At 77.6% G+C, this 12,833-nt stretch carries 12 protein-coding genes; 3 read left to right on the plus strand and 9 right to left on the minus strand.

The window, feature by feature from the left end; translation table 11 throughout:
• Positions 1–7 precede the first annotated feature (7 nt).
• Together J1M44_RS00165 and trhO are read right to left on the minus strand one after the other, a co-directional pair.
• Positions 8–1,684, minus strand: a complete 1,677-nt coding sequence (locus J1M44_RS00165; RefSeq protein ID WP_206480324.1) for a DUF7059 domain-containing protein — start codon at positions 1,682–1,684, stop codon at positions 8–10.
• Positions 1,681–2,610: an oxygen-dependent tRNA uridine(34) hydroxylase TrhO gene (gene trhO, locus J1M44_RS00170; protein WP_002856992.1), complete on the minus strand. Its 930-nt coding sequence runs from the start codon at positions 2,608–2,610 to the stop codon at positions 1,681–1,683. Before trhO ends, J1M44_RS00165 begins: the two co-directional genes overlap by 4 nt.
• 93 nt (positions 2,611–2,703) lie before the next feature.
• Between trhO and J1M44_RS00175 the strand changes: the two genes are divergently transcribed.
• Both J1M44_RS00175 and J1M44_RS00180 read left to right on the plus strand, forming a co-directional pair.
• Positions 2,704–3,477: a GNAT family N-acetyltransferase gene (locus J1M44_RS00175; protein ID WP_036334901.1), complete on the plus strand. Its 774-nt coding sequence runs from the start codon at positions 2,704–2,706 to the stop codon at positions 3,475–3,477.
• On the plus strand, positions 3,474–6,086 hold the full coding sequence (locus J1M44_RS00180; protein ID WP_060775644.1) for a DEAD/DEAH box helicase: 2,613 nt from the start codon (positions 3,474–3,476) through the stop codon (positions 6,084–6,086). The genes J1M44_RS00175 and J1M44_RS00180 overlap by 4 nt, the downstream gene beginning before the upstream one ends.
• On the opposite strand, the gene J1M44_RS00185 is transcribed toward J1M44_RS00180, so the two are convergent.
• The 6 genes from J1M44_RS00185 to J1M44_RS00210 all read right to left on the minus strand — a co-directional run bounded on the left by J1M44_RS00185 (position 5,990) and on the right by J1M44_RS00210 (position 10,585).
• Entirely contained in the window at positions 5,990–6,445 is a 456-nt protein-coding gene (locus J1M44_RS00185; RefSeq protein WP_036334898.1) for an Rv3654c family TadE-like protein, read from the minus strand. The two genes, J1M44_RS00180 and J1M44_RS00185, sit on opposite strands and share 97 nt — an antisense overlap.
• Entirely contained in the window at positions 6,442–6,894 is a 453-nt protein-coding gene (locus J1M44_RS00190) for a TadE family type IV pilus minor pilin (RefSeq protein ID WP_206480325.1), read from the minus strand. Before J1M44_RS00190 ends, J1M44_RS00185 begins: the two co-directional genes overlap by 4 nt.
• On the minus strand, positions 6,887–7,120 hold the full coding sequence (locus J1M44_RS00195) for a DUF4244 domain-containing protein (protein WP_002856985.1): 234 nt from the start codon (positions 7,118–7,120) through the stop codon (positions 6,887–6,889). The genes J1M44_RS00190 and J1M44_RS00195 overlap by 8 nt, the downstream gene beginning before the upstream one ends.
• Before the next feature lie 176 nt (positions 7,121–7,296).
• Entirely contained in the window at positions 7,297–8,424 is a 1,128-nt protein-coding gene (locus J1M44_RS00200) for a type II secretion system F family protein (protein ID WP_002856983.1), read from the minus strand.
• Positions 8,421–9,734 (minus strand): ATPase, T2SS/T4P/T4SS family, encoded by a 1,314-nt coding sequence (locus tag J1M44_RS00205; RefSeq protein ID WP_206480326.1) that lies wholly within the window; start codon positions 9,732–9,734, stop codon positions 8,421–8,423. Before J1M44_RS00205 ends, J1M44_RS00200 begins: the two co-directional genes overlap by 4 nt.
• Positions 9,735–9,775: 41 nt before the next feature.
• Positions 9,776–10,585, minus strand: coding sequence for an NUDIX hydrolase (locus J1M44_RS00210; RefSeq protein ID WP_002856980.1), 810 nt, complete (start codon positions 10,583–10,585; stop codon positions 9,776–9,778).
• A 36-nt stretch (positions 10,586–10,621) separates the two neighbouring features.
• On the opposite strand from J1M44_RS00210, the gene J1M44_RS00215 reads away from it, so the two are divergent.
• Positions 10,622–11,827, plus strand: coding sequence for an NAD(P)-binding domain-containing protein (locus J1M44_RS00215; RefSeq protein ID WP_002856978.1), 1,206 nt, complete (start codon positions 10,622–10,624; stop codon positions 11,825–11,827).
• A gap of 21 nt (positions 11,828–11,848) precedes the next feature.
• Here the strand turns inward: J1M44_RS00215 and nth are convergent, their stop codons facing one another.
• On the minus strand, positions 11,849–12,655 hold the full coding sequence (nth, locus tag J1M44_RS00220; RefSeq protein WP_002856976.1) for an endonuclease III: 807 nt from the start codon (positions 12,653–12,655) through the stop codon (positions 11,849–11,851).
• Positions 12,656–12,833 lie beyond the last annotated feature (178 nt).

Consider the following 12,833-nt stretch of genomic DNA (forward strand, 5'->3'; position numbering starts at 1 on the left):
CGTCCGCTCAGCCCTCCACGAGGAACCCGTCCTCGTGCAGCTCCCGCAGCGCGGCCAGCAGGCCGGCCCGGCCCGCTTCGTCCAGCTCCAGCAGCGCGGCGACCGCGCCCACCAGCTGCCCCACGGACAGCTCGCCGTCGCTGGCCGAGAGGACGCCCGCCGTCGCGGTGTCCAGGCGCGCCACACGCCGGAACCCGGAGCCCTGGCGGGCCAGGATCACCTCGGGGTGCTCCGCCCCGAAGCGCTGGTGCCGCTCCTCCGTGACGTCCGCGGCCACGCGCAGGTGCAGGCCCCGCAGCGCGGCCAGGGCCGGGTCTCCCACGGCGTCCCCCGCCCCGGGGCCCGCCGCGAGCCGGTCCCGGCGGGCGACGGCGGCGGCCCACGCCCCGCCGAGGGCCTCGTCGACCGGCTGGGTCAGCTCCTCGGCGACCACCCACCCCCGGCCCTGGGAGCCGTCCGCGGCGGGCCGACGCAGCCACACGTGGCCGAAGCCCACGCCCGCGACCCCGCGCGCGGCGAAGTCGTCCAGGTACCCGCGGTAGGCGGCCTCGTAGGCGGGCGGGTCGAGCTCGAGCGAGGAGTCCTGCAGCCACGTCTCCGCGTAGCCCGCGGGGTCCTGCCGGTCGCGCTGGATGAACCAGGCCTGCATCCCCGGCGCCACCCACGAGCGCGGGCGCGCGTCCCACGGTGCGGTGTCGGCGTCGGCGGTGTCTCCCGCCGGGATCTCCCAGTTGGCGAGCAGCTGCGCGGTGCCCCCCTCGGCGAGCACGTCCGGCAGGGCCGCGATCAGCTCCGCGACGATCCGGTCGCCCTCGCGGCCGCCGTCGCGGTAGGTCAGCACGGGCGCGTCCGGATCCGTGCGCGGGGTGATCACGAACGGCGGGTTCGAGACCACGAGGTCGAACCGCTCCCCCGCCACCGGCGCCAGCAGATCGCCGGCCGCCAGCCGGACCCGGTCCTCGAGCCGCTCCCGGTCGAGGCCGAGCACGTCCGCGTTGAGCAGCAGGTTGAACCGGGTGAAGGCGAGGGCGCGCTCGGACAGGTCCGTGGCGGTGACGTGGTCGGCGTGGGCGAGCAGGTGCAGGGTCTGGATCCCGCAGCCCACCCCCACGTCGAGGGCGCGGGCCACGGGACGGCGCTGCGTGGCGCCGGCGAGCGTGAGGGAGGCCCGACCGACGCCGAGCACGTGCTCGGGAGGCAGCGGGCCACGCCGCTGCAGGGCCGTCAGGTCCGAGGCGATCCACATCCGGCCCGGCTCGTCCGCCTCATACGGCGAGAGGTCCACCGCGCCGCGCACGCGCCCGTCCGGTCCCTCGACGACGAGCCCGGCCGCCACGGCCCCGGCCAGGCCGAGGCTGGGCAGCGCTGCGTCGAGGTCGACGGCGGGGACGGGGTCGCCGAGCAGCCAGGCCCCGACGGCGGCGGCGAGGCCCCGCGTGCCGTGCCGGTCGTCGGAGCCGGCTGCGTCGTCGTGCCGGCCGGGGCTCGCCAGGTGGCCGGCGACGACGCGGCGGGCGGCCTCGGCGTGCTCGCGGTCCAGGGCGAGCGTGGCCACGGGTCCGAGCAGCCCCTCGACGGCGGCGGTGGTGAACGGCAGGGCCGCCAGGTCCGCGGCGAGGGCCACGGCCGTGGCCGGGGTCAGCCGCGGGGCGGGGGGCGACGGAGGTGTCGGGACGGGACTCATGCCTCGGTCCTCTCAGCGGGGTGGGGGCGGTGGGCGCAGACGGGGCAGCGGTGCTCGGGGTCGTCGACGGCGCAGGCCGCGCAGCGGACCTCGAGCGTGGTGCAGGCCGGGTCGGCGCAGTTGCGCAGCGCCGAGGTCGGGGCCTGGCACGTGACGCACCGGCCGATGGTCTCGGCGTCGGCGGTGAAGCGGGTGGACAGGCGTCGGTCGAACACGGCCAGCTCGCCCCGCCACAGTCCGGCGTCGCCGCGGGCCTCGCCGTAGCGGACGATGCCGCCGTCGAGCTGGTAGACCTCGGCGAAGCCGCGGTCCTTGAGCAGGGCGGAGAGGACCTCGCAGCGCACGCCGCCCGTGCAGTAGGTGATCAGCGGCGCGTCCTTGAGGTGGTCCAGGGCCCCGGAGTCGACGGCGGCGAGCAGGTCGCGGGTGGTGTGCGCGTCCGGGACCACGGCCCCGTCGAAGCGGCCGATGGCCGCCTCCACCGTGTTGCGGCCGTCGAGGAAGCGCACGGGGTTCGCGGTGCCGGCGCGCTCGGCGACGAGCGCGTCCACCTGGGCGGGGGTGAGCCGCTCCCCCGTGCCGACGACGCCGTCCGCGTCCACGGTGACGCGCTCGGGGGCCCCGAACGCGACGAGCTCGGGCTTGACCTTGACGGAGAGGCGGGGGAAGTCCGCCGCCGAGCCGTCCGACCACTTCACCTCGAGGTCCCGGAACGCCGGATGCTCCCGCGTGCCGCGCACGTAGCGCTTGACCGCGTCGACCGGTCCGCCGACGGTCCCGTTGATCCCCTGCGGCGACACGATGATCCGGCCGGTCAGGCCGAGGGACGCCGCGAGCGTGCGCTGCCACAGCCGCACCGCCTCGGGGTCGGCGAGCGGGGTGAACCGGTAGTACAGCGCGATGCGGGAGAGGGGGGCGGTGCTCATCGAGGTCCAGGCTAGTGCGCGACCCCGGACGTGACGGCCGTGCGGGACGGGCGGGACCTGGCCCGCACCGGCCTCACGCCTTACCCTTCAGACATGACTGAGCATCTGGATCCGGCACTGGTCGACACCTGGTTCGCGGCCTGGTCGCGATCGCGCGGCTACCGCATCAGCCGGGAGGCGGGGCGACGCGCGGCCCTGCGCACCCCTCGCCCCGCCCGCATGATCCCCGGCGGCTCCGGTCGCGCCACGGTGGACGTGCCGGCCACGTGGGAGCACGTGGTGGTGAACCCCTCCCGCGCGGAGCTCGAGGACCTGCGCGAGGCGCTGCGCGACCAGGAGCAGATCCTCCTCACCGTGTTCGGCGACGCCGGCGAGGACCCGAAGGCCATGGGTCTGAAGGCCCAGGCCGAGCCGGAGCGCTTCATGACCATGGACATGGACCCCGAGCTGCAGGACGTGGAGCCCCCGCTGCTGCCCGAGGGCTATGAGGCCCGCGTGGACCAGCCGATGGAGGGCAGCCGTCGCCTGCGCATCCTGGCCGTCGGCGCCTCGACCGCGCCGGAGGGCGAGGAGGAGCTCGCCGCCCTCGGCTGGGTCACCGAGGAGGACGGCACCGCCGTCTACGACCGGATCTGGACGTCCCCGAACCACCGCCGCCGCGGCCTCGGCTCCCTCGTGATGCGCTACCTGACCTCCGAGGTCATGAGCGAGGGTGAGATCAGCCGCGGCCTGCTCGTCGCCTCCCCGGACGGGCAGAAGCTGTACCGCCACCTCGCCTGGACCGACCTCGGCCCCGTGTCCATCTGGGGTCGCGGCCTGGCCGAGGACAACCCCACCGCCGAGCACACCGGCACCATGGGGGCGTGACCGGCCACCTCCCGGAGCACGACCCCTGGGCGGATCCCGCAGGCGGCTGGGGCCCGCCCGGCACGGCGGACGCCGCGCCGGGCGTCGACGACGCCGCCCCGGACTTCTCCGGACCGGAGCCGCAGCCCGTCGGTGAGGTGGTGGCCGACGTCGTGGCCGGGCTGTCCGTCACGGCACCCGGCGACCTGCGCCCGGACACCCCGGCGGGGGCCGGACTCCGTGCGGCGCTGGGCCGGGCCGGGCTGCCCGAGCAGATCCGCCACGTCACCGAGCTGCCCGCACGGCAGGCCCGGCACACGGACTGGCCCGCGGACGCTCCGGAGGGCCTGGTCAGGGCGTTCGCGGCGCGCGGCGTCGAGCGGCCGTGGCTGCACCAGGTGCGCGCCGCGACCCTGGCCGGTTCGGGCACGCACACCGTGCTCGCCACGGGCACGGCGTCGGGCAAGTCGCTGGGCTACCAGCTGGCGGTCGGCACCCGGCTCGCCGCCGACCCCCGGGCCACCGCGCTCTACCTCGCCCCCACCAAGGCCCTCGCGGCGGACCAGCTGACCTCCTGGCGCGCCCTCGAGCGGGACGGCGCCCCGGGGCTGCGCGCGGCCCCCTACGACGGCGACACCGCACTCCAGGACCGGATCTGGGCCCGCGAGCACGCCACCGTGCTCATGACCAACCCGGACATGCTCCACGTGGGGATCCTGCCGCACCACGAGCGGTGGGCCGCGTTCTTCCGGAACCTGGCGTTCGTGGTGGTGGACGAGTCGCACACGTACCGGGGCGTCTTCGGCTCGCAGGTGGGCATCCTGCTGCGCCGGCTGCGGCGCATCGCCGCCCACTACCGCGGGGACCGGCCGGAGACCGTGTTCATCGGGGCGTCGGCGACGTCGGCGGATCCGGCCGGGCACTTCGCCCGACTGATCGGGGCGCCGGCCACGGCCGTCACCGAGGACGCGTCCCCGCACGGGGCGGTCACGGTGGCGTTCTGGGAGCCGGAGCTGACGGACCGTCGGGGCGAGAACGGCGCGCCCGTCCGCCGCTCGGCGATGGCCGCCGCCGCCGACCTGGTCACGGACCTGGCCCTGCAGCAGGTGCGCACGCTGGCGTTCATCCGCTCGCGGCGCGGGGCCGAGGCCATCGCCAGCGCGGCCAAGCGGCAGCTCGAGGAGGTCGAGCCGGGGCTCGGCACCCGGATCGCGGCCTACCGCTCGGGCTACCTGCCCGAGGAGCGGCGGCAGCTGGAGGCGGACCTGCGCTCGGGTCGGCTGCTGGGCATGGCCTCGACGCCGGCGCTGGAGATGGGCATCGACGTCGCGGGGCTGGACGCGGTGGTGGTGGCCGGCTGGCCGGGCACCCGCGCGTCGTTCTTCCAGCAGATCGGCCGCGCCGGGCGCGGCGGCCAGGACGCGCTCGCGTTCTTCGTGGCCTCGGACGACCCCCTGGACACATTCGTGGTGGACCACCCGGAGGCCGTGTTCGACCTGGGCGTGGAGGACACCGTGGTGGACCCGGAGAACCCGCACCTGCTCGGCCCGCAGCTGTGCGCGGCCGCCGCGGAGCTGCCGATCACGCCCGAGGCGTTCGGCTGGTTCGGGGAGCCGGAGCGGGTGCGCGCCCTGCTGGACGTGCTGGTCGAGCAGGGACTGCTGCGCCGTCGACCGGCCGGCTGGTTCTGGACGCACCCCGAGCACGCCGCCGGCATGGTCTCCCTGCGGGACGACGGCGGCGGGCCCATGGACATCATCGACGCCGAGTCCGGGGCCCTGCTGGGCACGATGGACTCGCCCCAGACCCACTACCAGGCGCATCCCGGCGCGGTGTACGTGCACCAGGACCGCACGTACCTCGTGGAGGAGCTGGACGAGGACGCGCACGCGGTGGTGGTCACGCGCGCCTGGCCGGACTTCACCACACAGGCCCGGGACGTCACGGAGATCGAGATCGTGGCGGTGCACCGCCGCCTGGACGCGCGCGAGGGCACCCTGCGCTGGTGCCTCGGGGATGTGCAGGTCCGCACCCAGGTGGTGTCCTTCCAGCGCAAGGCCCTGGCCTCCGGGGAGGTGCTCGGCGAGGAGCCCCTCGACCTGCCGGCGCGGGATCTGCTCACCTCGGCGGTGTGGTTCCAGGCCGCCTCGGACGAGCTCATCGCCGCGGGACTGACCACGGATCGCCTTCCCGGCGCCCTGCACGCGGCCGAGCACGCGATGATCGGCATGATGCCGCTCGTCGCCTCGAACGACCGCTGGGACATCGGCGGCGTCTCGATGGTCCTGCACCCGGACACCGGCTCCCCCGCCGTGTTCGTCTACGACGGCCGGCCCGGCGGGGCGGGCTTCGCCGAACGCGGCTTCGAGCAGGCGCGGCGCTGGGTCGAGGCGACGGCGGGAGCCATCGCGGCCTGCGAGTGCGCGCAGGGCTGCCCGTCCTGCGTGCAGTCCCCCAAGTGCGGCAACCGCAACAGCCCGCTGGACAAGGCCGGCGCGCTGACCGTCCTGCGGTTCCTGATGGACCATGCCGATCACCTCGTCCCGGCGGACGCCTCGACCGACGGCTCGGGCGACGGAGCCTCCGGCGGGTCCTCCGGCGGGGCCACGGACGCGGCGCCCGGGGCCTGAGACCGCGGCGGGCCCGCGACGGCGTCGGCCGTGGCCGCCGGCAGCGGGGCGCGGGCGAGCTCGACCGCGACGCGCACGGCCCCGTCCTCGCGCACCTCGCACGCCACGACGGCGGCCCCGTTGCGTTCGGCGGTCCGCCCGGCCAGCACGCACGGCTCGTGGTCGGAGAGCCCGCGCCGGGCGTCGGAGGCGGCGAGCGCCGCCAGGTCGGCGGCCCCGGCCGCCCGGGCGCCGGTGACCGAGGCCTGCCCCAGCGCCGCGACCGCCAGCAGCAGCCCCGCCCCCAGGGCGGCCGTGCCCAGGACGGACACGGTGCCCGAGCCGCGTTCGCCCCGCGCGGGCGCCCTCCCGCGGGTCATGACCGGTCCTCCGGCCCGGCGGCGGGCGTTCCGGGCCCCTGGTCGGGGGCGGTGGCGTGCGCGGTGAGGGTGAGGGCCCCGGCCCAGGCGAGCGGCCCGGGGCCGGGCTGGACGACCTCGACGGTCACCCACCCGCCCTCGACGGTGTGCGAGAGCGAGGCGTCGTCGCCGGCCATGCGTGCCACGGCGTCCCGGGCCGCCGCCTCGTCGTCGCCCCGGGCGAGGATGCGGGCGGCCGACGCCGCCGCGTCCTGACCCCGCACCTGCTGCACCGCGGCGGCGCCGGCGAGCAGGACGGACACGAGCACGAACGCGATCACGGGCAGCAGCACCGCGTACTCGGCCGTGACGGCCCCGGTCTCGCCGCCCCGGAGCGCCCGGGGCCGCCCCGCCGTCCGGGCGCCCGGGCGGCGCGCGGACGGCGGGGCGGAGGTCGGGTGCTCAGTCACGCTGGAGCGCCCCGGTGACGAGGTCCACGAGCAGCGACTGCACGTCCGGGCTGGTGAGCACGACGGCCAGCACGCCCGCGAAGCCCACGGCGGCGAGTGTGAGGATGCCGTACTCGGCCGTGATCGCGCCGGTCTCATCGCCCGCGGCGTCGACGACGCGGGCGAGGCGGTCGCGGTCGCTCGGGCGGGTGACGGCGTGCTGGGCGGTGTGGGAGCGGTGGGTCATGGTGGTCCTCCTGGAGTGGGCCCCGCGGTGCGGGGCGGTGGTGACGGCCCGGCCGGGCCGTTGGTCCCAGGCTGGCCCGCTCCGGTGCCCGCGCGCCGGGGACGGTGCGGATCCGGGGATGGGCCGGGGCGATCGGGGCCCTGTGCAGGACCGGACGCCCCGGCATCACCGCCGCCTCAGCCCGGTCCCGCCCCGAGCAGGGCCATGACGACGGGCACCACGCCCCAGCACACGAAGGCGGGCAGCAGGCACAGCCCCAGCGGCATCACCAGGCGCACGGCGAGCTCCTCGGCCGCCCGTTCATCGGCCCGCCGGGTCTGCTGACGGACGGCGGCGGCGGTCTCGGCCAGCGTGCGGGCGCCGGCCATCCCGGACCGGTGCAGCGGACGCAGTCGGGCGGCGGTCTCGATCCACACCGGGTCCGTGTCGAGGCCCGCCCACGCCTCGTCCCAGTCCCGGCCCCACAGCAGCAGCGCCGCCGTGGCGCGCAGGCCGGGGGCGCCCGGCAGGGTCCGGCCGAGGTCGTCCAGCGCGGCGGGCAGGGCCCGGCCGGCACTGAGCAGCGCCGCCAGCACGTCCAGCACGACAGCGGCGCCCACCGCCGCCGGCTCGCGCGCGGCCGCACGCAGCAGCACGCGCGTCCAGGACCGCCCGGCCAGCCAGAACAGCAGCCCCACCGCGGCGACCACGGCGCCGAAGGGCGAGCGGACCAGGTCCCACGGGGAGGTGCCGAGCAGCCACGCGAGGCCGAGGCCGCCCAGGGGCAGCCACTGCAGCAGTCGGGACGTCGCGCCCGGCCCCGCCGCGGCCGAGCGGCGGGCCCGGGCCGCGTCCACGTCCGCCTCGAGACTGTGGGCCAGCCGCCGGGCCACGGCTGCGGGAGCAGCACCCGCCCGGGCCCCGGCCGCGAGCGCCGCATCGATCAGCGCCCAGCCCGGGTCCCGTGCGGGGGTCCGCCAGGGCAGGGTCCCGCCGCCGCGCGCCGCCTCCCCGGTCGGCGCATGCGACGCCGGCACATCCCAGGCCAGTGCCTCGGCCCGGCGTCGGGCGCGGTGATGGGCACAGCACGCGGTGCCCGCCTCGCTCGGGCCCGGCCCGCAGGCGGGCAGGGTGCACGCGGTCTCCCGCCAGGCCTGCTCCTCGGTCAGGCCGGCCGAGACGAGGGCGGCCCAGCGGCGCAGCACGCCGACGAGCACCTCCGTCTCCTCCTCCGGCGTCGGCCGCCCCGCCCGCCAGGGCAGCAGCGCCGCGGCACGCCCAGCGCGCGACCGTCGTGCCTGCCCGGCCGCCGTCGTCGTGCTCACCGGCCGCTCCGCCCCGCGAGCCGGGCCGCGAGCGCGGGCACGCCGGGTCCCTCGATGGTCCGCCCGCCCGCCGCCTCCGTCCCGGGTCGCCACGTGAGGGCGGGCAGCAGGGCGAACCCGTCGGCGCGCGGGTCCGGGACGGCGAGCTCGACGGGGTGCCGCCCGTGGCCGTCGCGGGCGAGGTGCAGCACGGCGTCCACGCCGGCGCGGGCCTGCGCGGCCACCGTCTCGGGCCGCCAGCCGGCCAGGGAGGCCATGGCCGTCAGCCGGGCGGGCACCTCGGCGGCGGCGTTGGCGTGCAGGGTGCCCCACGCGCCCTGGTGGCCCGTGTTCAGGGCGGTGAGGACATCGGCCACCTCGGCGCCGCGGCACTCGCCGACCACGAGCCGGTCCGGCCGCATCCGCAGCGCGTGGCGGACGAGCTCGGCCAGTCCGACCTCGCCGGCGCCCTCCGCGTTGGCGGCGCGGCACTGCAGGGCGACCACGTGCGGGTGATCGGGCGCGGCCTCGGCCGTGTCCTCCACGACGACGATCCGTTCGTCCCCCGGCACCCGGCCGAGGGCCGCGGAGAGCAGGGTGGTCTTGCCCGCCCCGGTCGCGCCGCTGACCAGGACGGTGGCGCGGTCGCGCACGAGCGCCTCGAGGGCGTCGGCCCAGAGGGCGCCGTCCGGCCAGCCGTCGGCCAGCGCGGCCAGCGACGGCGTCGTCGCGGCCGGGATCCGCAGGCTCAGCAGGGTGCCGCCGCCACTGACCGGGGGCAGGACCGCGTGGACGCGCACGCCGCCCACGCGGGCGTCGGCCAGCGGCACCGCCGCATCGAGGCGGCGGCCGGCCCGGTGCAGCAGCCGCACCGCGAGCGCCCCGGCGGTCTCGGGGTCGAGCCGACCGGGGCGGCGGACGAGGCCCTCGTCCCCGTCGGTCCACACCGCGCCCGCGCCGTCCACGAGCACGTCAGTCACGCCCGGGGTGCGCACCCAGGGTGCGAGCGGGCCGAAGCCGTCGAGCTCATCGACCAGCGCCGCCACGCGCGGGTCGTCGATCGGCGCGTCGAGGGCCTCGGCGATCAGCGGGGCCAGCGGCGGCTCCGCACCGTCCGCGGCCGACGCGCGGGCCTCGGCCACGCGTCGGCGCACGGCGGCGACGTCCAGCCCGCAGGGGCCTGCTGCGGGTGCGGCGAGCGGCGGCGCGGCGACCTGCGTGCGTTCCGGCTCGGCCGCACCGGTGCGGGGCCACGGGAACCGTCGGCCGACCTCGGGCGGGGCGAGGCGGGACCGTCGGCCCCGGTCGTCCGGCTGGGGACACGTGCCCACCCCCCGGCGCCTGTGCAGGAGCGGACGGCGCCGCGCAGCCGTCAACCGCGCAGGATCTCGTGGGTCCGCGCGTCGCGCACGCGGGAGTCGTCCCACGGCACGTCCCAGCCCAGCAGCGCCAGCACACGGTCCAGCAGCGCCGCCGTGAACCCCCACACCAGGCGCTCGCCCACGAGGAAGCCCGGCGTCTCGCCGCGGCGGCCGCCGGGCCGGGCCACGCGGCACCGGTTCGCGGGGTCCACCAGGTCCGCGACCGGCATCCGGAACACGGCCGCGGCCTCGGCCTGGTCGACCACCGCCACGCGACTGGGGTCCCGCCACCACCCGAGCACCGGGTGCACCACGTGCCCGGAGACCACCACCGGCACCGCCGGCAGCACGCCCAGGACCTCCACGCCGGCCGGGTCCAAGCCGGTCTCCTCCTGCGCCTCGCGCAGGGCCGTGGCCACGACGTCGGCGTCCTCGGGGTCGACGCGACCGCCGGGGAACGCGATCTGCCCGGCGTGCTGGCGCAGGGTGGCGGCGCGCTGGGTCAGCAGCACGTCCACGTGCGGGTGCACACGCTCGGCGTCGTGACGGGCGGGGACGTCGTCGAGGGCGCCGAACAGGATCAGCACGGCGGAGGGGCGCGGATCGCCGGACCGGGGCCAGTCGAAGCCCCACATCGGCACAGCCTCGGGCGGGATGGTGGTGAGCGAAGCCGGGTCGTGGCGACCGGGCGCGTCCGCAGGGGCCGTGCCCCAGCGGGCCACGAGGTCCGCCAGCTGGTCCCGCGCACCCGTCAGCGACGCCTCAGACGTCCCGGCGGCGTCGCGGGAGGTCGGGCGGGGGCTCGCGGGGGTCTCAGGCATGGCCCCCACGCTAGCCGCCGGTCGTAGCCTCGGGGCATGACGGCTCCCCTGACCTCGCCCCCGGCGGCCACCGCGTCCCCGGATCCGGTGGACGTCGCGGTGATCGGCGCCGGCCAGGCCGGACTGGCGGCCGGCTACTTCCTGGCGCGGGCCGCGCGGGACGTCGACCGCGGACGCCGGCCGGGCCCGCCGCCGTCGTTCGTCCTGCTCGACGCGTCCGCCCAGCCCGGCGGCGCGTGGCCGCACCACTGGGACTCCCTGCGCCTGTTCTCCCCCGCCGAGCACTCCTCCCTGCCGGGCCGACCCATGCCGCCGTCGCCCGGCCCCGGCACCCCGGACGCCGGGCACGTCGTCGCGTACCTGGCCGACTACGAGGACCGCTACGGGCTGCCGGTGCACCGGGGCGTGCGCGTCACGGCGGTGACGCACGACGCCGCCGCGTCCCCTCCGTTCACCCTGCGACTCGAGGACGGCACGGCCCTGAGCGCCCGCGCGGTGGTCTCCGCGACCGGCTCGTTCACCCGCCCGTTCGTGCCGGCCCTCCCGGGCGCCGACCGCTTCGGCGGCACGCAGCGGCACTCCGCCGCGTACCGCTCCCCCGACGCGTTCACCGGGCGGCGCGTCCTCGTGGTGGGCGGCGGCAACTCGGGCGCCCAGATCGCGGCGGACCTGCTGCTGGCGGGTGTCGCCACCACGTGGGCCACCCGGCGTCCGCCCCGGTTCATGCCGGACGACGTCGACGGGCGGGTGCTCTTCGATCGGGCCTCGGCGCGCGTGCTGGGCCGCTCCGAGGCGCGCGTGGGCGACCTCGGGGACATCGTCATGGTGCCCTCGGTGATCCGCGCCCGCGACGAGGCCGGGCTCCACGCGGTCCCCGCGCCCACGGCGCTCACGCCGGAGGGCGTCCGTTGGGACCACGACGCCGGCGCTAGCCACGGCTGGCCCGCCGCCAGCCGCGCCGCGGCCCGGGTGCGCGGGGCCGAGCACCCGGTGGATGACGTCGTCTGGTGCACGGGCTTCCGGGCGGACCTGCGCCATCTGAGGAGCCTCGAGCTGACCCGCCGCCCCTCCGGGGCGCCGGCGACGGAGCGTGCTCTGCCGACCGCCTCGGTGGACGTGCCGGGGCTGCACCTGCTCGGCTACGACGACTGGTGCGGGGCCGCCTCGGCCACGCTCGCGGGCGTGGGGGTGCACGCGCGCCGGGCCGTCGACGCGATCCTCGCGGGCCTCACCGCCGGCTGAGCGGGCGGGCAGGCTGAGCGCTCAGGCCTCCAGCCCGTGGCCGAGGGCGCGCAGCTCCCGGCGCGTCCTCCCCGCGCGCAGGAGCTCGAGCAGCTCCTCCCGGCCGGGCTTGAGCTCGTAGGCGAGCAGGGCGCGCGCCCGCTCGGGGTCAGTCTCCCCCGCGCCGTAGGACGGGCACCAGCGGGCGATCGGGCACGCCCCGCACGCCGGGCGGCGCGCGTGGCACACGCGGCGGCCGTGGAAGATCAGCCGGTGGGAGAGCATCGTCCAGTCCCGGCGCGGGAACAGGGCGCCCACGGCGTGCTCGACCTTCACCGGGTCGGTCTCGTCCGTGAACCCCAGGCGCCGGGCGAGCCGGCCGACGTGCGTGTCCACGGTGATCCCGGGCTGGCCGAAGGCGTTGCCGAGCACCACGAACGCGGTCTTGCGCCCCACCCCGGGCAGCGCCACGAGGTCCTCGAGACGGGCGGGGACCTCGCCGTCGTGCCGGGCCACGAGCTCCTGGGACAGCCGCAGGATCGCGGAGGCCTTGTTCCGGTAGAACCCCGTGGAGCGCACGAGCTCCTGCAGCTCCGGCTCGGTGGCCGCGGCCATCGCGTGGGCGTCCGGGAAGCGGGCGAACAGCGCCGGCGTGGCCGCGTTGACGCGCACGTCGGTGGTCTGGGCGGACAGCACCGTGGCCACGAGCAGCTCGAACGGCGTCTCGAAGTCCAGCTCGGCGACGGCGTACGGGTACGTCTCGGCCAGGATCCGGTTGATCCGCCGCGCCCGGCGCACCAGGGCCAGCCGGGTCTCCCCGGTCGGCGTGCCCGTCGGCTCCGTCTCCATCCGCGCGTCCTCCCGCCCTCGTGCGATCCGCTCAGGTCCGACCATCCTAGGTGTTGTGGGTCATGAGGTTCTTGACACGAGGCACGGGCTGAGATGAGACGAGCGGGCTCCGCCCCGCAGGATGGGAATTGCGACATCCACTCATCCGCGGAAGGAAGCCCGCTCGTGACTCACGCTA

Origin of the sequence: Micrococcus sp. KRD128, from assembly GCF_017168395.1 — a bacterium.
Classification (GTDB): domain Bacteria; phylum Actinomycetota; class Actinomycetes; order Actinomycetales; family Micrococcaceae; genus Micrococcus; species Micrococcus luteus.